Genomic DNA, 21454 nt, shown 5'->3' on the forward strand with positions numbered 1-21454 from the left:
GGCCTGTGGACAGTCTTGTGGGTGGGGCGAGCCGTCCCCAGCCTGTGGACGGAAGAAAGTCGCCCAATCTGTGGATGAGTTGCTCCATTGGGGGCGTATTCGAACAGGTTGGGGGCGCGCACATGACGAAGGGCGCCCCCGAAGTGACCCGGGAGCGCCCTCTAAAAGCGTTTGGCGAGGCCTCGGCGACGCCCGTACGGCCCTCGCACCGCGTCCGCGTCAGCCGTTCTTGATGCGGTTGGTGAGCTCCGTTACCTGGTTGTAGATGGACCGGCGTTCCGCCATCAGAGCGCGGATCTTGCGGTCCGCGTGCATGACGGTGGTGTGGTCGCGGCCGCCGAACTGCGCCCCGATCTTCGGCAGCGAGAGGTCCGTGAGCTCCCGGCACAGGTACATGGCGATCTGCCGGGCGGTGACCAGTACGCGGCTGCGCGAGGAGCCGCACAGGTCGTCCACGGTGAGCCCGAAGTAGTCCGCGGTGGCGGCCATGATGTCCGTCGCGGTGATCTCGGGCGCGCTGTCCTCGCCGCCGGGGATCAGGTTCTTCAGGACGTCCTCGGTCAGGCCCAGGTCGACCGGCTGCCGGTTCAGGCTCGCGAAGGCCGTGACCCGGATCAGCGCCCCCTCCAGCTCGCGGATGTTGCGCGAGATGCGGGAGGCGATGAACTCCAGTACCTCCGGCGGGGCGTTGAGCTGCTCCTGGACGGCCTTCTTGCGCAGGATCGCGATGCGGGTCTCCAGCTCGGGCGGCTGGACGTCGGTGATCAGGCCCCACTCGAAGCGGTTGCGGAGCCGGTCCTCCAGGGTGACGAGCTGCTTGGGCGGCCGGTCGGAGGAGAGCACGATCTGCTTGTTGGCGTTGTGGAGCGTGTTGAAGGTGTGGAAGAACTCCTCCTGCGTCGACTCCTTGCTCGCCAGGAACTGGATGTCGTCGACGAGCAGGATGTCCATCTCGCGGTAGCGCTTGCGGAACGCGTCGCCCTTGCCGTCGCGGATCGAGTTGATGAACTCGTTGGTGAACTCCTCGGAGCTCACGTACCGCACCCGGGTGCCGGGGTAGAGGCTCCGGGCGTAGTGCCCGATGGCGTGCAGCAGGTGCGTCTTGCCCAGGCCCGACTCCCCGTAGATGAAGAGGGGGTTGTACGCCTTCGCCGGCGCCTCGGCGACGGCCACCGCGGCGGCGTGCGCGAAGCGGTTGGAGGCGCCGATGACGAAGGTGTCGAAGAGGTACTTGGGGTTCAGCCGGGCGGTCGGCTCCAGCGGGCCCGAGGTGGACCCGCCGGACGGGGCCGAGGGCGCGGGCCGGCTGGGTGCCTGGCGCGCGGGCTGCTGCTCGTACTGCTGCTGCTCGTACTGGCGGGACTGGCGCTGCTGCTGGCCGTCGTAACCCTGCTGCTCGTACTTCTGCTGTTCGTAGGAGCCCTGGTCGTAGGAGGAGGGCTCGGACTGCTGCAGGTAGCCCGGCTGCGGGGAGGCGTACGGATCGCGCTCGGGGAAGCCGCCGAGGCGGGGCTGCTGCCAGCCGTAGTCGTCCTGCTGGCCGCCGCGGGGCCAGGCGCCGGGCTCGGGGCGCGGCTGTTGGTAGTCCGGGTAGGCGGGGCGGGCGTTCGGCAGCTGGTCGTCGGCGGGGCCCGTGTGGCCGGTGTGGCCCCCGGGCCCGGTGTGACCGCCGGGACGCTGGCCGCCGTAGGGCTCGTAGGCGTCGCGCGCGGAGGGTGCGGACGGGGCCTGGGGCGCGGGCTCGCCTGCGGAGTCGTCGACGGTGATGGCGATCCGGATGGGCCGGCCGCACTCGCGGCTGAGGGCGTCGCTGATGAGCGGGGCGAGGCGGCCTTCGAGGACGCGCTTGCCGTATTCGTTGGGGACGGCGAGCAGAGCGGTGTCGGCGACGAGGGCGAGCGGCTGGCAGCGCTCGACCCACTGCTTGTCCTTGGGCTCGATGCTGTTCTGTCCCTCCCCGAGGAGCTTTTCGAGCACCCTTGGCCACACTGCGGCAAGATCGGCAGGTACGTCAGCCACAGAGCACGCTCTCTCAGAGGGGTCCCACGAATGTGTGGTTCTTTGGGACGGTCGGGACAAAAAATCCAGGGTCAAGCAACGGTAGTCAGGCCGACGGGTACGGTTCAAGTCGTTGTCCACAGCCTGTGCACAGTGTGGGGCCTCGTCGGCTCGGTTTGACCGGATGGCGTAGCCGCGCGTACCGTAACGAGGTCGAGTTGTCGATGGCTGCTGCCGCCTGCCTACCGATGGGCGAAGGTCACTGTTTGGTGATCGTTTAGCGGTGCCACTCGGGCGAACACGCGAGTATTCCTCCTCGTGGGCGCACGGTGACAGCCAGGCGATGTCCCGCCACAACGATTTATTCTCTGGAGCCCCCGAGTGAGCAAGCGCACCTTCCAGCCGAACAACCGCCGTCGTGCCAAGACCCACGGCTTCCGTCTCCGGATGCGTACCCGTGCCGGTCGCGCGATCCTCGCGAACCGTCGTGGCAAGGGCCGCGCCGCCCTTTCCGCGTAACTGACGGGCGGATCGTGACGTCGTGCTGTCTCCCGAAAATCGGCTGAGGCGGCGCGAGGACTTCGCGAGCGCGGTACGTCGAGGTCGTCGGGCTGGTCGCCCGCTCCTCGTCGTCCACCTACGTACAAGCGGTGCAACGGACCCGCACGAGCCGGGGGAGATCGATCCCTCGACGCGTGCGGGTTTCGTCGTCAGCAAGGCTGTCGGCGGCGCCGTCGTACGCACCCGGGTCAAGCGCCGGCTGCGCCATCTCGTTCGCGAGCGACTGTCTCAGTTGCCCGAAGGTAGCCTGGTAGTGGTACGGGCTCTGCCCGGAGCGGGTGATGCCGGTTACGACGACCTGGCCCGGGACCTCGATGCCGCACTGCTGCGGCTCGTGGGAGGCGAGGCTCGATGAAGTACCCGCTGCTCGCATTGATCAAGCTGTACCAGTGGACCATCAGTCCGCTGCTCGGGCCGGTGTGCCGCTACTACCCCTCGTGCTCGCACTACGGGTTCACGGCCATCGACCGGCATGGTGCGGTGAAGGGGACGGTTCTGACCGCCTGGCGGATCCTGCGGTGCAATCCGTGGTCTCCGGGCGGTGTGGATCATGTCCCACCTCGGAAACGCCCGCGTTGGCACGAGCAGCTGCGCAGTGCGTTGCGTAGATCTCGCAATGCTCAAGGAGCCTGATTAGTGGACACGATTGCCAGTCTGTTCAGCTTTATTACCACGCCCGTCTCGTGGATCATCGTTCAGTTCCACAAGCTGTACGGCGCCATGTTCGGCGCGGACAGCGGATGGGCCTGGGGCCTGTCCATCGTGTCCCTGGTGATCTTGATCCGTATCTGTCTGATCCCGCTCTTCGTGAAGCAGATCAAGGCGACGCGGGGCATGCAGGCGATCCAGCCGAAGATGAAGGCGATCCAGGAGCGCTACAAGAACGACAAGCAGCGCCAGTCCGAAGAGATGATGAAGCTGTACAAGGAGACGGGTACCAACCCGCTCTCCTCGTGCCTTCCCATCCTGGCGCAGTCCCCGTTCTTCTTCGCGCTCTACCACGTGCTCGCCGGCATCGCGAACGGCAAGCCGATCGGCGAGATCGACGGCCCGCTGCTGGAGAGCGCGCGTAACGCGCACATCTTCGGTGCTCCGCTGGCTTCCAAGTTCACGGACAGCGCCGACAAGGTCGCCGCTCTGGGCGCCTCGATCACCGATGTGCGTGTCGTCACCGCCATCATGATCGTCCTGATGTCGCTGTCGCAGTTCTACACCCAGCGTCAGCTGATGCAGAAGAACGTCGACCTCTCGGTCAAGACGCCGTTCATGCAGCAGCAGAAGATGCTGATGTACGTCTTCCCCCTGATCTTCGCGGTCATGGGCATCAACTTCCCCGTCGGCGTCCTCGTCTACTGGATGACCACGAACCTGTGGACCATGGGTCAGCAGATGTACGTGATCAACCAGAACCCGACCCCGGGCAGCAAGGCCCAGGACCAGTACCTGACGCGGCTGCTGAAGCAGGTCTCCTCGCACGGTGCCATCAAGGGCCGGAGCAAGAAGAAGATCGTCGCGGCGATCGTGGCCAAGGGCCCGGACCGCAACGACAACGAGCGCAAGTTCATCACCGCTCTGAGCAAGCAGGGCATGGCAGCGCAGGAGGACGGCTCCGTGATGAAGAGTGTCGAGGCGACCGTCGACGCCGACGCGGCCGGCAGCGGTGCCCAGAAGCGGCAGCAGCCCAAGCGGCAGTCGAAGTCGCAGCGTCAGACGCCCCCCAGCAAGCCCTCCAAGAAGTAAGAAGGAGTCCCTCCCGTGACGGAAGGCACCACCACCGCCGCTGCTGAGAGTGGCGACACCCTGACCCGCCTCGAGCAGGAGGGTGAGATCGCGGCCGACTACCTTGAGGGTCTGCTGGACATCGCCGACCTGGACGGCGACATCGACATGGACGTCGAGGCGGACCGTGCCTCGGTCTCCATCGTCAGCGAGTCCGCGCGCGACCTGCAGAAGCTCGTGGGCCGCGACGGAGAGGTGCTGGAGGCTCTGCAGGAGCTGACCCGCCTCGCCGTGCACCGCGAGACCGGGGACCGCAGCCGGCTGATGCTGGACATCGGCGGGTTCCGGGCGAAGAAGCGCGAGGAGCTGACGGCGCTCGGCGCCCAGGCCGCCGTGGACGTGAAGACGTCCGGCGAGCCCCTGAAGCTGGCCCCGATGACCCCGTTCGAGCGGAAGGTCGTCCACGACGCCGTGGCGGCCGCCGGTCTGCGGAGCGAGTCGGAGGGCGAGGAGCCGCAGCGCTTCGTCGTCGTGCTCCCGGCCTGACCGGAAGCTTGAGTGTTCGGCCCCGTCTGTATCGCAGGCGGGGCCGATGTTTGTCAGCCTGGCAGTGACGACCGTGGTTTTTCACAACCATGCGGTACGGAAGGACGGTCCCCGTGACGGAGGCAGCTGAGCTTCCCCCGACGCCTGAAGAAGCGCCCCCGGCACCCGAAGAGGCGCGCGCGGTGTTCGGTGAGTTTTTCCCGGAAGCTGTGCGGTACGTGGAGCTGCTGGCGGACGCGGGCGTGAAGCGGGGCCTGATCGGGCCGCGTGAAGTGCCGCGGCTGTGGGAGAGGCACCTCCTGAACTGCGCCGTGCTCTCGGAGGTGGTGCCCGAGGGCGTCACCGTGTGCGACGTGGGCTCGGGCGCCGGTCTTCCCGGCATCCCGCTGGCCCTGGTGCGCCGTGACCTGAAGATCACGCTGCTGGAGCCGCTGCTGCGCCGCACGAACTTCCTCCAGGAAGTCGTGGAGCTGCTGGGGCTCGACCACGTGACGGTGGTGCGCGGGCGGGCCGAGGAAGTCCTCGGCAAGCTGCAGCCGGTGCACGTGGTGACGGCGCGTGCCGTGGCACCGCTGGAACGGCTCGCCGGATGGGGCGTGCCCCTGCTGCGGCCGTACGGCGAGATGCTGGCGCTGAAGGGGGACACCGCCGAGGAGGAGCTGGTGGCGGCGAAGGCCGCGCTGACCAAGCTCGGTGTGGTGAAGACCTCGGTGCTGCATGTCGGCGAGGGCGTCGTGGACCCGCTGTCCACGGTGGTCCGGGTCGAGGTGGGCGAGAGCCCCGGTGGTGTGAGGTTCGCGGCGAAGCGGGCCAAGGCCGCCCGGGTGAGCCGTACCCGCCGGCGCCGCTGATCCCGGCCTTCCCTGGTTCTCCGCTGGTTCCTCCCGGTTCCGGCGGAGTTTTGGGATGTGTTGAGCCCTATAGGTATGGATTTCGGAGTGTCGTAGCGGTCGGATGACTCCGTCCGGGCATCGTGTTTCACGTGAAACGTCGCTCTCTGCTGCACGGAATCATCAGCCGCGGTCGTGCGGCTGCGTCCCCCCGTCACCGCAAGCCCGAAGGGGGGACGGAGTTGTCCACATCGGTGGATTCATCCACAGGAGTACGGGCCCCGCTGGTTCGCGACCCCGGTGACATGGCAGGCTCTGTTCATCGCGAGCCTGATGCCGAGGAGAGTGACACCGTGCGGTCAGACGCCAACCTCGCGGGGCCGATGGCCGATCCGGTCCCCGGTCCCCGCTCTGAATCGCCGGGTGAGGATGTTTCACGTGAAACATCGGCCCCGCCGCTTGTAGACAACGAAGACACGCCCATCGGCCGAGCCGCGCAGATCGCGGTCGAGGCCCTGGGCCGTGCGGGTGAAGGCCTGCCCAGGCCCGCACAGACCCGGATCATGGTGGTGGCCAACCAGAAGGGCGGCGTGGGCAAGACCACGTCGACCGTGAACCTGGCCGCCTCCCTGGCCCTGCACGGTGCGCGCGTCCTGGTGGTCGACCTCGACCCGCAGGGCAACGCCTCCACGGCGCTGGGCATCGACCACCACGCGGACGTGCCGTCCATCTACGACGTGCTCGTGGACAGCCGCCCGCTGATGGAGGTCGTCCAGCCGGTGGCCGATGTGGAGGGGCTGTTCTGTGCTCCGGCCACGATCGACCTGGCGGGCGCGGAGATCGAGCTGGTCTCCCTCGTGGCGCGGGAGAGCCGCCTCCAGCGGGCCATCCAGGCGTACGAGCAGCCGCTCGACTACATCCTGATCGACTGCCCGCCCTCGCTGGGCCTGCTGACGGTGAACGCCCTGGTCGCGGGCGCGGAGGTGCTGATCCCGATCCAGTGCGAGTACTACGCGCTGGAGGGGCTCGGGCAGCTGCTGCGCAATGTGGACCTGGTGCGGGCCCACCTGAATCCGACGCTGCACGTGTCCACGATCCTGCTGACGATGTACGACGGCAGGACCCGGCTGGCCTCGCAGGTGGCGGAGGAGGTGCGCACCCACTTCGGCAAGGAGGTGCTGCGCACGAGCATCCCGCGGTCGGTCCGCATCTCGGAGGCTCCGAGCTACGGGCAGACGGTGCTGACCTACGACCCGGGCTCCAGCGGTTCCCTCTCCTACCTGGAGGCGGCGCGGGAGATCGCGCTGCGCGGGGCCGGAATCCAGTACGACGCCCAGCACCCTCATCTGAGTGCGGGCCTGAACAACACGCAGAGCATGGCGGAGGGGATCCAGTGAGTGAGCGACGTAGGGGTCTGGGGCGAGGGCTCGGCGCGCTGATTCCGGCGGCTCCGCAGGAGCAGACGCCGCCGGTGATCGGCGCCGGGTCGACGTCTCCGTCGGCGGTGCCGGTGCTGCCTTCGGAGCGGGGGATCGCGGCGGCGAGGCTGGCCGCGCTGGCGCAGGCGGATGTTTCACGTGAAACATCGGCGGCGATCGCGGCGGCGAGAGTGCCGGAGCCGGTCGCGGCCCCGGTGGCCGGCGAGGTGGCGGGTGCGACGTTCGCGGAGCTCCCGATGGACTCGATCACGCCGAACCCGCGGCAGCCGCGCGAGGTGTTCGACGAGGACGCGCTGGCGGAGCTGGTGACCTCCATCCAGGAGGTGGGCCTGCTCCAGCCGGTGGTGGTGCGGCAGTCGGCCCCGGGCCGCTACGAGCTCATCATGGGCGAGCGGCGCTGGCGGGCGTGCCGGGAGGCGGGCCTGGAGCGGATTCCGGCCATCATCCGGGCCACGGACGACGAGAAGCTGCTGCTGGACGCGCTGTTGGAGAACCTGCACCGGGCTCAGCTGAACCCGCTGGAGGAGGCCGCCGCGTACGACCAGCTGCTCCAGGACTTCAACTGCACGCACGACCAGCTGGCGGACCGGATCGGGCGCTCGCGTCCGCAGGTCTCGAACACGCTGCGCCTGCTGAAGCTGTCGCCGCCCGTGCAGCGCCGGGTGGCGGCGGGAGTGCTGTCGGCGGGCCACGCCCGGGCCCTGCTCTCGGTGGACAACTCCGAGGAGCAGGACCGGCTGGCGCACCGGATCGTGGCCGAGGGGCTCTCGGTGCGCGCGGTCGAGGAGATCGTGTCGCTGATGGGGTCCGAGACTCCGGGCGCCGTGAAGCCGAAGGGTCCGCGCGCCGGGGCCCGGGTCGCTCCCGCGCTGAGCGAGCTGGCGACGCGGCTGTCGGACCGGTTCGAGACGCGGGTGAAGGTGGACCTCGGCCAGAAGAGGGGCAAGATCACCGTCGAGTTCGCGTCGATGGAGGACCTGGAGCGGATTCTGGGGACGCTGGCGCCGGGCGAGGGCCGGGTGCTGGAGCAGGGACTCTCCGGGGAGTAGTCCACAGCCTGGGGGCGGGTCGTGCCGGTGGGAACCGGCGCGGCCCGCCCCTTTGCCTTGTTGCGGTTTCGGGTGATTCGAGCTGTGGATACCATGCGGTCATGGGTCGTCGGCTGGTACCGCTCACGCTGGACAACCTTCAGGACCTGCCCCGGCGTTGCCGGTCCTGTGTCTTCTGGGAGCTCGACCCCGTCAGCGGCGAGGCCGCCGTGAAGGCGGGTACTCCTGCCCAGGAGAAGGAGGCGTGGATCTCCGCCGTCCTGCTGGAATGGGGTTCGTGCGGCCGGGTGGTCTACGTGGACGAGGTGCCCGTCGGGTTCGTCCTGTACGCACCGCCGGCCTATGTGGCGCGCGCGACCGCCTTCCCGACCAGCCCGGTGTCGCCGGACGCCGTACAGCTCATCACGGCGTGGATCAGTCCGGGGTATCAGGGGCAGGGCCTGGGGCGGGTGATGGTCCAGACGGTGGCGAAGGACCTGCTGTGCAGGGGGTTCCGGGCGATCGAGGCCTTCGGCGACGCCCGGTGGGAGCGGCCGGCCTGTCTCCTGCCGGCGGACCACCTGCTGGCCGTCGGCTTCAAGACGGTACGGCCGCATCCGCTCCACCCCCGGCTGCGGCTGGAGTTGCGGTCCACGCTGTCGTGGAAGGAAGACGTGGAGCTGGCCCTGGACCGCCTGTTGGGCGCGGCCCGGAAGGAGCCGGCGCTGCGTCCGCTCTGAGGCGGATGCGCGAACGGGGCCGCCCCCTGTCGGGAGCGGACCCGTTTCACGTCACCGCGACGGACCCGGAGGGGTCAGGCGACGGGCTTGATCGTGATGAAGTCGTCCAAGTCACGCAGGATGGCGGCCTTCGGCTTGGCACCGACGATGGTCTTGGCGACCTCGCCGCCCTGGTAGACGTTCAGCGTCGGGATGGACATGACGCCGTACTTGGCGGCCGTGGCCGGGTTCTCGTCGATGTTGAGCTTGACGATCTCGATCTCGTCGCCGTACTCGGCGGCGATGGCCTCCAGGGACGGCGCGATCTGACGGCACGGACCGCACCACGCGGCCCAGAAGTCCACCAGGACGGGCTTGTCGCTCTTGAGGACCTTGGCGTCGAAGTCAGCGTCGGTCACGTTAGTGAGGGTGCCGGCCACAGCGGCCTCCTTCTTTTCCTGCGGGGAGTGGGGTGTGGTGGTGCTTGAGGGTGTCAGACCGTCGCGTGCGCCTTCTCGGCGTCCGCGAGGGCGGCGAGGAAGCGCTCGGCGTCGAGGGCGGCGGAGCAGCCGGTGCCCGCGGCGGTGATGGCCTGACGGTAGGTGTGGTCGACGACGTCGCCCGCGCCGAACACACCGGTGAGGCTGGTGCGGGTGGAGGGGGCGTCGACCTCGAGGTAGCCCTCGGAGTCCAGGTCCAGCTGGTCCTTGAACAGCTCGGTGCGCGGGTCGTGGCCGACGGCGATGAAGAGGCCGGTCACGGGCAGCTCGGAGGTCTCACCGGTCTTCGTGTTGCGCAGGGTGAGTCCCGTGAGCTTCTGGTCGCCGTGGATCTCGGCGACCTCGCTGTCCCAGGCGAACTTGATCTTCGGGTCGGCGAAGGCGCGGTCCTGCATGGCCTTGGAGGCGCGCAGGGAGTCGCGGCGGTGGACGATCGTGACGGACTTGGCGAACCGGGAGAGGAAGGTGGCTTCCTCGATCGCGGTGTCGCCGCCGCCGACCACGACGATGTCGTGGTCCTTGAAGAAGAAGCCGTCGCAGGTGGCGCACCAGGAGACGCCGCGGCCGGAGAGGGCGTCCTCGTTCGGCAGGCCGAGCTTGCGGTGCTGGGAGCCGGTGGTCACGATCACGGCCTTGGCGCGGTGCACGGTGCCGGCGGTGTCGGTGACGGTCTTGATCTCACCGGTGAGGTCCACGGCCACGATGTCGTCCGGAACCAGCTCGGCGCCGAAGCGCTCGGCCTGGCCGCGCATGTTGTCCATGAGGTCGGGCCCCATGATGCCGTCCTGGAAGCCGGGGAAGTTCTCGACCTCGGTGGTGTTCATGAGCGCGCCACCCGCGGTGACGGCACCTTCGAAGACCAGGGGCTTGAGCGAAGCACGTGCGGTGTACAGGGCGGCGGTGTAACCGGCCGGCCCGGAGCCGATGATGATCACGTTTCGTACGTCGCTCACGGGTTGCTTCCTCGTCTCTGCGGACTGCCTGCTGCCTACCGGGGGTGGGCCGGTGTGAACTCTCACCCCACCCAACGGATCCTACGGCGCATGCATTCCCGCGCTGTCCCCCCGGGCCCCGCGGCGTCTCAGCTCCGGGGGTAAGTGCCGTTCAGCAACGGCTTTTCGGGAGCGGCCGAGGGGGTGGTGACGCAGCCGGAGCCGACGAGGTAGGCGTCCACGGAGGCGGGGTCGCCGGGATGCGGCAGGACGAGGAGGAAGACGTCGGTCCCCTCGTAGGTGCCGCGCTCGAAACTCAGGGGGCTCTCCGAGCGGCCGGTGGCCTCCTGGACGCAGGCCGGGACCCGGGGCGCCTCGCCGTCGCCCGGAGCGAGGCCCGGGGCGGCCGGGGAGTTGTTCTCCACCCCGTAGGTCTTGTTCTGCTCCCCCGGGTCGCTCTTCGCCCGGTCCCCGGTGGCGAGGAGCTCGCGGACCTGGTCCCGGAGTCCCTGCGCGGTGTAGTCGTGCGTGTCGGACCGGGACCGGGCGGTGGCGGCGTCGCCTCCGGCGGCCGTGTCCTGCGAGGACGGGAGGCCGGAGAACAGGTTGAACAGCAGGACACCGGCGGCGCAGGCGGCGAGCAGGCCGCCCGCGAGGGCGATCCGGCGGCGGGCGCGACGCCGGCCGGGGCCGGTTGGGCCGGCCGGGTGACCGGAGGGCCGCAGGGCGCCGGTTTCCGCGAGCGGGGTGGGCGATGTTTCACGTGAAACATCGGGGCCGGACCTGGCGGAGGACGCGGGCCGCGGGGTGGGACCGGCCTCCTCGTGCGGGGTGGTGGCGTCGAGGAGCGCTTCGGCGGCGAGGGCCGCGTCGATCCGGCCGGAGATGTCGGCGGGCATGCGGGCGGGCCCGGGAAGGGTGCCGAGCAGGGACCTGATCTCCTCCAGGGAGGCGCGTACGTCCGCGCACAGGGCGCAGTCGCCGAGATGGCTGCGGACTTCCGCCGTGCGGGACGGGGAGAGGAGGCCCTCCGTCAGCTCGGAGATCTCCGAGACGTCGGGGTGCCGGACCGTGCCGGTCGTGGTGCTCACGCTCGTCCACCTCCGCCCTTCACTGCGTTGGGATCCGGGGCGCTCTGCCCGCGGTCTGCCGCTGGTGGGACGGTTGTCCCCGGTGTCCGGTTCCTTCCCCGCTCGGTGTCGGTGTTATCCCCGCCGGACGTGCGCAGATGAGTGAGGAGCGGGACGAGCCTGGCCCGGCCGCGTGCGCAGCGGCTCTTCACGGTGCCGACGGGGACGTCGAGCAGCCGGGCGGCCTCGGCGACGGGGTAGCCCTGCATGTCGACGAGGACGAGCGCGGCGCGCTGCTCGGCCGGCAGGGTGCCCAGAGCGGCCAGGAGCTGGCGATGGAGGTCCTGGCGCTCCGCGGGGGCCTCGGCGGACTCGTGGGGCTCCAGGAGGCGCTCCAGGCGGTCCGTGTCGTCGAGGGGGGAGGTTCTGCGGGAGGCGGCCTTGCGGGCCCGGTCCAGGCAGGCGTTCACGGTGATGCGGTGGAGCCAGGTGGTGACGGCGGACTCGCCGCGGAAGGTGTGCGCCGCGCGGTAGGCGGAGACCAGGGCGTCCTGCACGGCGTCGGCGGCTTCCTCCCGGTCGCCGAGGGTGCGCAGGGCCACCGCCCACAGCCGGTCGCGGTGGCGCCGTACGAGCTCACCGAAGGCATCGGGGTCTCCGGCGGCGTGCAGGGCCAGGAGTTCCTGGTCGCTGCTGCCACCGGGTGTCGGGTCGTCCAACGGTGAGCCCCTCCCCCTGTCGTACGTCAGCCCTTGAACGTCACGTCGGTGACGCCCTGCTTGTAGCCGGGATCGCTGTACTCGTCACCGGGGGCCTGCGGGAGCGCGGTGATCCACAGGAGCACGTAGCGCGTCTTGACCGGCTCCACGGGCGTCAGTTTCACGGCGGTACCCGAGGTGGTCGTGTCGGCGATCTTCTTCATGGAGCCGACGGATCCCTTGGGGGACGAGGAGTCGGTCTTGTAGAGGGCGAGGGTGGTGTGGTCACCGGCGAACCTCAGCGCTATCGAAGCCTCGCTCACCTCGTACTCCGCGCCGAGGTCGTAGACGATGCCGACGCCGTCCTTGATCTTGATCTGGGGGCCCTCGTAGAAGCTCTTGGTGCGCCAGAAGGTGGAGGCGTCCCCGTCGTGGGTCTTGGCGACCTCGGTGGCGTTCTGCGGCGTGCCGTCCGGGTAGTACTCCTGAGCCCCGGTGATGGGGAGCTGCGCGGGCTCCTTCTTGTCCTCGGCGTCGTTGGTGTTGGGCTGGGAGGGGTTGGGGCCGCTGTCGCCCTGGGTGCCGCGGTAGTCCAGCAGGGTGTCGGCGAGCTGCCAGCTGCCCAGGCCGAGGGCGGCGATCAGCAGGGCGGCGACGCCCCACTTGAGGGCCCGGCCGGTACGGCTCTGCAGGGGCGGAGGCGGGGGCACGACGGCGAGCGGCTGCGCGGTGGTCATGCCGGAAGGCGTGGGCCTGCCGTAGCTGCCCTGCTGGTAGGTGGTGTGCTGGTACTCCGGAGGCGCGGTGAAGGTGGGCTCCGGCGGCCGGATGCGGGGCATCGCGGCGACGGCCTTCGACAGCTCTTCCGGGGTGGTGCAGGCGGGTTCCTGACGGGAGGCGGTGGCCCCGTCGTTGGCGAGGGCGCGCATGGCGAGCTCGCCCAGGCCCCGGTGCACGCCGGCGCGGACCTGGTCGGGGGCGATCAGGCCGACGCCCTTGGGCAGGCCGGTGAGGCCGTAGGCGTCGGTCTCGTAGGGCCAGCGCTGGGTCAGGGCGGCGTACAGGAGGGCGCCGATGGCCTCGGTGTCCGCGCGCTGCGGGGTTTCGCTGGTGATGCCGCGCAGGGCGGCGTTCACGGCGAGGCCCCGGATGCGGTACTGGCCCGTGGAGGTGCGCAGTATCGCGCTGGGGGTCAGGCGCAGGTGTGCCAGGCCCTCGCGGTGCGCCGCGGCCATGGCCTGGGAGATCTGGCTGACGAGCTGGTAGGCCTCGTGCGGCTCCAGGGGGCCCGCCGCGAGGACCGCGGTGAGCTCCGTGGCGTCGGGCAGCCACTCGTGGACGACGTAGACGAGGTCGTTCTCTTCCACGGCGTCGAGGACCTGGACGAATCGGGGGTCGCCGAGCAGGGCGGAGGAGCGGGCGGCGGCCAGGACCGCCCGGGCCCGGGCGTGGTCGGCGGGCAGCAGGTGGACGCCCACGGCCCTGCGCAGTTTCTCGTCCATCGCGCGCCAGCTGCTGAATCCGTCCACACGGGTGACGCACTCTTCGAGGCGGTAGCGTCTGGCCAGCTTGTGGCCGCTGTGGAGTTCGGGCGCGGCCGCAGGTGCCGCGTTCCTGCGCTCGCCGTCCTTTTCGAGCATGGGTCCGTCCGCGGCTCGTCCGTTCTGGGTGTCCACCCCGTCGGCCGTGGCCTTGGCCGCCTCAGCGGCCGGCGGCTCGTCGCCGCCGTTGTCGGCCACGTCGACGGCAGCCGTGCTACGTTCCGCCACCGTCGTCCCTGCCTCCCCATCCGTTACGCGCTGTCGGCCAATCTGCGAAGCCATGCCAATTGTGCCCACAGTCCGGCGCTCTGCACGACACGCTAGAGAAGGGGATGGTTGTACGCATCAGCGCCCCAGGCGTCCGCGGACCATTCCGACCATCGCGTTGAGTTCTTCGATGCGCATCCGCTTCGCCGCGATGAGGAACACCGCCGCCAGGGCGATGCCGCCGGCCACCAGCGCGGTGACGGAACCGAGGGCTCCGCTGCCCAGGAAGTGCAGGACCGCGAAGGCGACCGCGCCGGCCACGGCGGCGGCGGGGACGCAGGCGCCGATGAGGCGGGTGTAGGTGCGCCTCACGTGCGCCCCGTCGAGGTCGCCGCCGAGGCGGGCGCGCAGTCGGCGCCAGGCGACGCCGACGCCCACCGCGTAGCCGAGGCCGTACGCGGCGGCCATGCCGACGACGGCCCAGCGGGCCGGGAGTACGAAGAAGGCGACGGCGGAGATGCCCGCGTTGACGGCGGCGACGATGACCGTGTTGTAGAAGGGCGTCCGGGTGTCCTCGTAGGCGTAGAAGCCGCGCAGGACGACGTACTGGACGGAGTACGGGATCAGTCCGAGGCCGAAGGCCATCAGGATGAAGCCGATGTTCTGGGCGCTCTCCGTGCCGGAACCGGCGTAGAGCAGGCCGGCCATCGGGACGCCCAGCGCGAGGAAGGCGAAGGCACAGGGCACGATCGCGACGGCCGAGGTGCGCAGGCCGTAGGAGATGTCGTCGCGGACGGCGGCGGCGTCGCCGTCGTGGGCGGAGCGGGAGATGCGCGGCAGGACGGCCGTCATGACGGAGACGGTGATGATGGCCTGCGGCATCTGCCAGAGCAGCAGGGCGTAGTTGTAGCCGGTGATGCCGGTACCGCCGTGGCCCTGCTTGTCGGCGACCTCGCCCGCCCAGGTGGCGAGCTGCGTGACGACGATCAGGCCGAGCTGGTTGGCGAGGACGAAGAAGAACGTCCACTTCGCCAGACCGGCGGCCTTGCCGAGGCCGTGGCCCTTCCAGTCGAACCGCAGGCGCGGCTTGAAGCCGGCGTCGCGCAGGTAGGGGACCATCGCCAGGGACTGGACGACCAGGCCGAGCAGGGTGCCCAGGCCCAGCAGCCGGACGCCGTCGGGTGTGATGCCGGCTTCGGTGACGCCGGTGGTGGTGAAGCCGCCGAAGGCCCAGATGAAGGCGCCGAAGGTGGCGATGACGACGATGTTGTTGAGGACCGGGGTCCACATCATCGCCCCGAACCGGCCGCGGGCGTTGAGGATCTGACCGAGGACCACGTGCACGCCCATGAAGAACATGGTGGGCAGGCAGTAGTGGGCGAAGGCGACGGCGACGTCCAGCCGCTGCGGATCGCCGGCGATCTTCTGCGACATCATGCCGATGAACAGCGGGGCCGCGAGGACGCAGATGGTGGTGACGGCGCCCAGCAGGACCATGACGAGGGTGAGCAGCCGGTTGGCGTAGGCCTCTCCCCCGTCCTCGTCGTTCTTCATCGCGCGCACCAGCTGCGGGATGAAGACCGCGTTGAGGGCGCCGCCGCCGACCAGCACGTAGATCATCGTCGGCAGGGTGTTGGCGACCTGGTAGCTGTCGTTGAGGGTGGCCACGCCGATCGCTCCGGCGATCACCAGGGTCCGCATGAAGCCGGTGATGCGGGAGACGATCGTGCCGGCGGCCATCAGGGCGCTGGATTTCAGCAGGCTGGAGGCGCGTCCGGCGGGCTTGCTCGGCGCCGGGGCGGCGACGGGCGCTTCCTCGGCGGGGGTGCGGGGCGCGGCCTCCTGGTCCCGGTAGAGGTGCGCGAAGGCGTCGGGCCGGGGCTTCTCGTCGGCGGCCTCGGTGACGAGGGAGTCCACACCGACGAACTGCGTCGTGGTGGCCTGGTCGCCGTAGGGCAGGTGCCGGGAGGGGCCGTCCGGCTCGGGCGGCGGGGTCTGGGCCCAGACCCGCGGGTCCGGGGCGTAGGCGGGGGCCTGCGGAGCCGCGTAGAGCGGGCCGGGCTCCTGGAAGGTGCCGGGCGGCGGCGGTGGGTGCGAGGCCCGGTCGTAGAGGACCTCGGCCACCGGGTCCTGAGCGGACAGGTCCTGCGACCGGTACGGGTCGTAGGCGTAGGCGTCCTGGACATAAGGGTCGTGGTCCGGCGCGGGCGCGGGTGCGGGAACCTGCCCCGGCACCTGGGCGCCGGGGGCGGTGCCCTGGGAGGGCGCGGGCCCGCCAGTGCCCTGCGCGCGGTCACCTTCGTACGGCGCGTTCATCGAAACCCCACCTCATCGTCCCCAGGCCGACCGGCCACGGCATCGCTCAACGGTCCACTGTCTCACCCGTGCCGGACGGGTCCGCGCTTTGCGGTCCGGTGTCCGGGGACTCGTCACTCTGCTGCGTGTTCTCCCCCTCCGCGGCGGCCCGTGCCGCGACGCGCTTGCGGCTGGCGTACATCTTGATGCCGGCCAGGACGAGGAGGAGTACGCCGCCGGCGATGACGAGCATGACGGTGGGCGTGACTTCGGTGGCCTCGACGGTGAACTTGCGGGCCTTGCCGTACGGGACGCCGTCGATGGTGAAGAGCTGCGCGGTCACCTCGACAGGTCCGCTCGCGGTGGCGTTGGCGGTGAACTTCACGGTCTGGCTGTGCCCGCCCTGGACCGCGACCTCCTGCTGGTCCTCACCGCTGTCGCCGATCATCAGGCGGGTCGGGTTGGCGGACCGCACGCGCAGGACCAGGTTGTGGGTGTCCTGGACGAGGCTGTTCTGGACGCTGACGGGGATCGTCGCGCTGTGTCCGGAGAGCGTGGCGTCGGACTTGGGGATGACCTTGACCTTCTCGGTGAGGCCGATCAGGTACTTCTGCACCTGGTCCCGGTATTCCAGGGCCGGTTCGGGGCGGCCGCGCCAGGACGCGGACATCTCCCGGTTGGTGGTGTTGCCGAAGGGGATCTCGACGCGGTCGGGCGCGGTCAGGATCACCTTGAAGTGGTCGAGGGTGTTCTCCGTGCCGCGGATCTTCTCGAAGGCGGCGACCGGCAGTTCCTGCTTGCTCAGCGCCTCGGGGTACTGGCCCGCTCCCGGGACCTGGGTGGCGGCGCGCGGGTCGGGCGTCGCGGCGGCGGCCGCCTCCAGCTCGGCGGGCTGGGTCCAGCGGCCCGGCAGCAGACCCCGTATGGCGGCCGCCATCGTCTGCGCCTGGCTCGCGGTCGGCATCCGCTGCGGAGTCACGACGAAGCTGCGCTGGCTGTCGGTCTTCTGCAGGTTCAGGGCGAGGGTGTGGGCGAGGAACCGCTGGATCGCGAGGGCGGAGTTCCCGGCATTGAGCATGTCGCCCTGGAAAGCCGTGGAGAGCTCGGCGTCGGCGACGACCGCCGTGGTGCCCGCGCCGATGGGGCGGGCGGCCGTGGGGGTGTAGCCGAGGGCGCCGGTCTCCTGGAGGCTGTCGCTGCGGGTGAGGACGTTGTGGGCGCCGGCGGAGGTCGCGACGTTGACGATCGACGGGTCGATCGCCCCGTCCACGGGCCAGGAGAAATCGGTGGTCGCGGGGACGTGCAGGACCGTCTCGACGGCTTGCTTCGCCTTGTCGGTGGCCGGGCGCAGCTGGCCCAGAGTTCCGGAGACGTCCTTGCCGCGGTGGGCGAGCGAGGCGATGTCGGGGTCCGCGAAGGGCAGGGCGACGACCTTCTTGCCCTGGACGGCGCTCTCCAGCGTGCTCAGCCACTGCTCGGCGACGGCCTTGTTCTTGCCCTGGACGGTCCGGCCGTCGGCGGTGCGGATCCGATAGCCCTTGGTCATGGCGTCGACCGTGTAGAGCAGGTCCGGATCGATGACCCAGGTGATGGGCAGGTCCTTGCCGAGCGCGACCATCTGCTCCAGGCGGCCGCCGGGCCGCAGCTCCTCGGCCAGGCTGTCGTCGAGGAAGACGGGGGTCTGCACCTCGTCCGAGCCGGTCTCCGCCGTCAGGTGCGTGGTGGAGATCAGCGGCCACACGTACGAGAGCTGGGAGCGCTTGGCCGCGGCCTCCGGCTGCCAGGGGAGGAAGGTCCGCTGGATGCCGAGGACCCGCTCGTACTGGCGGCTCTCGGTCTCCCCGGACAAGGAGACGCCCAGCTGGTAGACGCCGTCCTTGTCGAGCCCCAGCTTGTCCACCGGAACCTTGAGGGTGAAGGTCTGGGCGATCTTCGAGGGCAGCGAATCGATCTTGACGGTGAATTCGGCGCCGACCTCCGCGGGGTCGACCCCCGCCTGGAAGACGCCGCGCTCGGCGACCTCGTCGATGGAACTGCGGTCCCCCAGCGCCGGGCCGACCCGCAGGCCCACGTGCGCGTCGGTGATCTTCTCGCGGCTGTTGTTGACCACGGTGCCGGAGATGGTGAGGGTGTCGCCCTTGACCGGAGCGGCGGGCGCCAGGCCGTCGAGCTGGACGTCGACGGCGGCGGCCGCCTCGGCGGCCTGGGCCTCGGGGGCGGGCGAGTAGACCAGGGCGGCGAGTACCGGGGTTCCGGCGAGCAGGACGACCGCGCGCCGCAACCAGCGCTTGCGGGCAGGAGCGGGGGGCACCCCTTGGATGTCTGCCGCCTCGGCCACGCGCTCCCCCGGTCCCTCGAAGTGTCAGTGGTCGTCGTTTGTGCGTCCACGCATGGTAACGAGGCCCGCTGTGCGCGAGTGCCGCGCCTTGCTCCACATGATCGGGTCCGGCCCGGAGCCGCCGTGGGCCGGGGTGGCCGCAAACGGGGGAGCTCCGGGCGGGCCGGGCACGTACCCTTTTCTGTTGTGCCGAACCCCAACGAAGACAATGCCAGTGTCCTGAGCCAGGGGCAGGCCCGCGCGGTGAGTGAACTGCTGCGGGTCGCCCCCGTCGCCGACGAGCTCGGCCGCCGTTTCCAGGAGGCCGGTTTCCGCCTCGCCCTGGTCGGCGGGTCGGTCCGCGACGCGCTGCTCGGGCGCCTGGGCAACGACCTCGACTTCACCACCGACGCCCGCCCCGAGGACGTTCTCAAGATCGTCAGGCCGTGGGCCGACTCGGTCTGGGACGTCGGCATCGCCTTCGGCACGGTGGGTGCGCAGAAGACGGCCCGTGTCGCAGGAACTGATCGAAGCTGGCAGATCGAGGTCACCACCTACCGCTCGGAGTCCTACGACCGGACCTCGCGCAAGCCGGAGGTCTCCTACGGCGACTCGATCGAGGAAGACCTCGTCCGCCGTGACTTCACGGTGAACGCGATGGCCGTCGCGCTCCCCGAGAAGGAGTTCGTGGACCCGCACGGCGGCCTGGAGGACCTCGGCGCCGGCGTGCTGCGCACCCCGGGCACCCCGGAGGATTCCTTCTCCGACGACCCGCTGCGCATGCTGCGGGCGGCCCGGTTCGCCGCTCAGCTCGACTTCGAGGTCGCTCCCGACGTGGTGGCGGCGATGACGGAGATGTCCGGCCGCATCGAGATCGTCTCGGCGGAGCGGGTGCAGGGCGAGCTGAACAAGCTGCTGCTCTCCGCGTACCCGCGCAAGGGCCTCGGCCTCCTCGCGGACACCGGGCTGGCCGACCACGTGCTGCCCGAGCTGCCGGCGCTGCGCCTGGAGAGTGACGAGCACCACCGCCACAAGGACGTCTACGACCACTCGCTGATCGTGCTGGAGCAGGCGATCGCGCTGGAGGAGGACGGCCCGGACCTGGTGCTGCGGCTCGCTGCCCTGCTGCACGACATCGGCAAGCCCCGCACGCGCCGGTTCGAGAGCGACGGGCGGGTCTCCTTCCACCACCACGAGGTGGTGGGCGCGAAGATGACCAAGAAGCGCATGACCGCGCTGAAGTACTCCAACGACATGGTCAAGGACGTGTCCCGGCTGGTCGAGCTGCACCTGCGGTTCCACGGCTACGGGGACGGGGAGTGGACCGACTCGGCGGTGCGCCGCTACGTCCGCGACGCCGGCCCGCTGCTGGAGCGGCTGCACAAGCTGACCCGCTCCGACTGCACCACGCGCAACAAGCGCAAGGCGAACGCGCTCTCCCGCACCTACGACGGGCTGGAGGAGCGCATCGCGCAGCTGCAGGAGAGGGAGGAGCTGGACGCGATCCGCCCCGACCTGGACGGCAACGAGATCATGCAGGTGCTGGACGTCGGCCCTGGCCCGGTGATCGGCAAGGCCTACGCGTTCCTGCTGGAGCTGCGGCTGGAGAACGGTCCGATGGGGCGCGACGAGGCGGTCGTCGCCCTCAAGGAGTGGTGGGCGGCGCAGGAGGCCTGAGGAGGCCTTCCGCCGTAGGTGCCCGTGGGCGTCCGTCGATGTTTCACGTGAAACATCGACGGACGGCGTCGGTCAGGGCGATGTTTCACGTGAAACATCGCCCTGCCGCATGAGGAAGGCCGCGGTCGCGGCGTAGAGCGCGGCCACGCCGAGGATCAGCGGGACGGACCGCCCGTCGAGGGGCAGCACGAGCGCGGCCACCGCGGCGGCGCCGACGAAGGCGACGTTGAAGAGCACGTCGTAGACGGAGAAGACGCGGCCGCGGAAGTCGTCGTCCACCCGGGACTGCACGACGGTGTCGGTGGAGATCTTGGCGCCCTGGGTGGCGAGGCCGAGCACGAAGGCGGCGGCCAGCATCGGTCCGGGGGCGAAGAACAGCCCGAGTGCGGGTACCAGGACGGCGGCCCCGGCCGCGCAGGCGGTGATCCAGCCGCGGGTGCCCAGCCGGCCCACGAGCCAGGGGGTGACGACGGCCGCGGCGAAGAACCCGGCCCCCGAGACCCCTACCGCGACACCCAGCAGGGCGAGGCCGTCGGCCTCGTTGTCCGACCAGGAGTAGCGGCAGAGCATCAGCAGGGTGACGGTCAGCGCCCCGTAGCAGAACCGCATCAGGGTCATGGCGGTGAGCGCCTGGGCGGCCGCCCGCCGGGCCGCCAGGTGCCGGAGGCCCTCGGCCATGCCACGGACGCCGATGGCGATGGCCTCCCCGACCGTCGGGTTGACCCGGTCGGGAGGGTGGTCGGGCCCGAGGAGGCCGACGGCCAGCCGCAGGGAGGCCAGGGCGGCGCACAGGTAGAGGCCGGCTCCGAGGAGCACGACGAGGGCGTCGGAGCCGGCGGCCGCTGCCCGGACGAGGAAGGCCAGTCCCCCGCCGGCGACGGCCGCGAGCGTTCCGGCGGTGGGCGAGAGCGCGTTCGCGGTGACCAGCTGGCCGGGGCCGACGACATGGGGCAGGGAGGCGGCGAGTCCGGCGAGGACGAAGCGGTTGACGGCCGTCACGGACAGCGCCGAGGCGTAGAAGAGCCAGTCGGGGACGTGCGCGACGATCAGCATCCCGGTGACGCAGGCGAGGAAGGCCCGCAGCAGGTTGCCGTAGAGGAAGACCTGGCGGCGGGGCCAGCGGTCCAGCAGCACCCCGGCGAAGGGCCCGATCAGCGAATAGGGCAACAGGAGCACCGCCATGGCGGAGGCGATGGCCGCGGGCGAGGCCTGCTTCTCCGGGGAGAAGACGACGTAGGTGGCCAGTGCGACCTGATAGACGCCGTCCGCCGCCTGCGAGAGCAGCCGCACGGCGAGCAGGTTGCGGAAGTCCCGCAGACGCAGGAGTACGCGCAGATCACGTACGACAGCCATGAGGGCAAGGGTCACATACGCGGA

19 protein-coding genes and 1 pseudogene are annotated in these 21454 nt (G+C 70.4%); 10 read left to right on the forward strand and 10 right to left on the reverse strand.

Annotation, left to right across the window (positions count from 1 at the left end):
* Positions 1-219: 219 nt before the first annotated feature.
* Both dnaA (J7F03_RS04975) and dnaA (J7F03_RS42590) read right to left on the reverse strand, forming a co-directional pair.
* Positions 220-1455 (reverse strand): chromosomal replication initiator protein DnaA, encoded by a 1236-nt coding sequence (gene dnaA / locus J7F03_RS04975; RefSeq protein WP_374104269.1) that lies wholly within the window; start codon positions 1453-1455, stop codon positions 220-222.
* Positions 1456-1496: 41 nt separating this feature from the next.
* Positions 1497-2019, reverse strand: a pseudogene (dnaA, locus tag J7F03_RS42590) (chromosomal replication initiator protein DnaA); the annotation flags it as partial.
* Positions 2020-2379: 360 nt separating this feature from the next.
* Between dnaA (J7F03_RS42590) and rpmH the strand changes: the two are divergent.
* The 9 genes from rpmH to J7F03_RS05020 all read left to right on the forward strand — a co-directional run bounded on the left by rpmH (position 2380) and on the right by J7F03_RS05020 (position 8861).
* Complete coding sequence (gene rpmH / locus J7F03_RS04980; protein WP_008741645.1) at positions 2380-2517, forward strand: 50S ribosomal protein L34; 138 nt, start codon at positions 2380-2382, stop codon at positions 2515-2517.
* A 22-nt stretch (positions 2518-2539) separates the two neighbouring features.
* Positions 2540-2914 carry a ribonuclease P protein component gene (gene rnpA / locus J7F03_RS04985; protein ID WP_214947395.1) on the forward strand — a complete coding sequence of 125 codons (375 nt, stop codon included), beginning with the start codon at positions 2540-2542 and terminating at the stop codon, positions 2912-2914.
* Entirely contained in the window at positions 2911-3192 is a 282-nt protein-coding gene (gene yidD / locus J7F03_RS04990) for a membrane protein insertion efficiency factor YidD (protein WP_078950077.1), read from the forward strand. The genes rnpA and yidD overlap by 4 nt, the downstream gene beginning before the upstream one ends.
* A gap of 3 nt (positions 3193-3195) precedes the next feature.
* The gene (gene yidC, locus J7F03_RS04995) at positions 3196-4299 is read left to right on the forward strand and encodes a membrane protein insertase YidC (RefSeq protein ID WP_214947396.1); all 1104 of its coding nucleotides are present in this window, start codon (positions 3196-3198) and stop codon (positions 4297-4299) included.
* 15 nt (positions 4300-4314) lie between these two features.
* Complete coding sequence (locus J7F03_RS05000) at positions 4315-4824, forward strand: R3H domain-containing nucleic acid-binding protein (RefSeq protein ID WP_214947397.1); 510 nt, start codon at positions 4315-4317, stop codon at positions 4822-4824.
* 89 nt (positions 4825-4913) lie between these two features.
* Positions 4914-5675: a 16S rRNA (guanine(527)-N(7))-methyltransferase RsmG gene (gene rsmG / locus J7F03_RS05005; RefSeq protein WP_251071410.1), complete on the forward strand. Its 762-nt coding sequence runs from the start codon at positions 4914-4916 to the stop codon at positions 5673-5675.
* A gap of 284 nt (positions 5676-5959) precedes the next feature.
* Positions 5960-7051 (forward strand): ParA family protein, encoded by a 1092-nt coding sequence (locus J7F03_RS05010; RefSeq protein ID WP_214947399.1) that lies wholly within the window; start codon positions 5960-5962, stop codon positions 7049-7051.
* On the forward strand, positions 7048-8142 hold the full coding sequence (locus J7F03_RS05015) for a ParB/RepB/Spo0J family partition protein (RefSeq protein WP_214947400.1): 1095 nt from the start codon (positions 7048-7050) through the stop codon (positions 8140-8142). Before J7F03_RS05010 ends, J7F03_RS05015 begins: the two co-directional genes overlap by 4 nt.
* A gap of 101 nt (positions 8143-8243) precedes the next feature.
* Positions 8244-8861 (forward strand): GNAT family N-acetyltransferase, encoded by a 618-nt coding sequence (locus J7F03_RS05020; protein WP_214947401.1) that lies wholly within the window; start codon positions 8244-8246, stop codon positions 8859-8861.
* 74 nt (positions 8862-8935) lie between these two features.
* On the opposite strand, the gene trxA is transcribed toward J7F03_RS05020, so the two are convergent.
* The 7 genes from trxA to J7F03_RS05055 all read right to left on the reverse strand — a co-directional run bounded on the left by trxA (position 8936) and on the right by J7F03_RS05055 (position 18421).
* Positions 8936-9280 (reverse strand): thioredoxin, encoded by a 345-nt coding sequence (gene trxA, locus J7F03_RS05025; protein WP_214947402.1) that lies wholly within the window; start codon positions 9278-9280, stop codon positions 8936-8938.
* Positions 9281-9333: 53 nt separating this feature from the next.
* Positions 9334-10293 (reverse strand): thioredoxin-disulfide reductase, encoded by a 960-nt coding sequence (gene trxB, locus J7F03_RS05030; RefSeq protein ID WP_214947403.1) that lies wholly within the window; start codon positions 10291-10293, stop codon positions 9334-9336.
* Between the two features lie 128 nt (positions 10294-10421).
* Complete coding sequence (locus J7F03_RS05035; protein ID WP_214947404.1) at positions 10422-11363, reverse strand: hypothetical protein; 942 nt, start codon at positions 11361-11363, stop codon at positions 10422-10424.
* On the reverse strand, positions 11360-12061 hold the full coding sequence (gene sigM / locus J7F03_RS05040; RefSeq protein WP_214947405.1) for an RNA polymerase sigma factor SigM: 702 nt from the start codon (positions 12059-12061) through the stop codon (positions 11360-11362). Before sigM ends, J7F03_RS05035 begins: the two co-directional genes overlap by 4 nt.
* Before the next feature lie 26 nt (positions 12062-12087).
* Positions 12088-13809: a protein kinase family protein gene (locus tag J7F03_RS05045; protein ID WP_214947406.1), complete on the reverse strand. Its 1722-nt coding sequence runs from the start codon at positions 13807-13809 to the stop codon at positions 12088-12090.
* Between the two features lie 117 nt (positions 13810-13926).
* Complete coding sequence (gene murJ, locus J7F03_RS05050) at positions 13927-16104, reverse strand: murein biosynthesis integral membrane protein MurJ (protein WP_214947407.1); 2178 nt, start codon at positions 16102-16104, stop codon at positions 13927-13929.
* Between the two features lie 46 nt (positions 16105-16150).
* On the reverse strand, positions 16151-18421 hold the full coding sequence (locus J7F03_RS05055; RefSeq protein ID WP_214947408.1) for a DUF6049 family protein: 2271 nt from the start codon (positions 18419-18421) through the stop codon (positions 16151-16153).
* Between the two features lie 186 nt (positions 18422-18607).
* Between J7F03_RS05055 and J7F03_RS05060 the strand changes: the two genes are divergently transcribed.
* Complete coding sequence (locus J7F03_RS05060) at positions 18608-20077, forward strand: CCA tRNA nucleotidyltransferase (RefSeq protein WP_214947409.1); 1470 nt, start codon at positions 18608-18610, stop codon at positions 20075-20077.
* A 72-nt stretch (positions 20078-20149) separates the two neighbouring features.
* Here J7F03_RS05060 and J7F03_RS05065 read toward each other — a convergent pair whose 3' ends face one another.
* Positions 20150-21430: an MFS transporter gene (locus tag J7F03_RS05065; RefSeq protein ID WP_214947410.1), complete on the reverse strand. Its 1281-nt coding sequence runs from the start codon at positions 21428-21430 to the stop codon at positions 20150-20152.
* Positions 21431-21454 lie beyond the last annotated feature (24 nt).

This window comes from Streptomyces sp. ISL-43 (assembly GCF_018614195.1).
Lineage (GTDB): Bacteria > Actinomycetota > Actinomycetes > Streptomycetales > Streptomycetaceae > Streptomyces.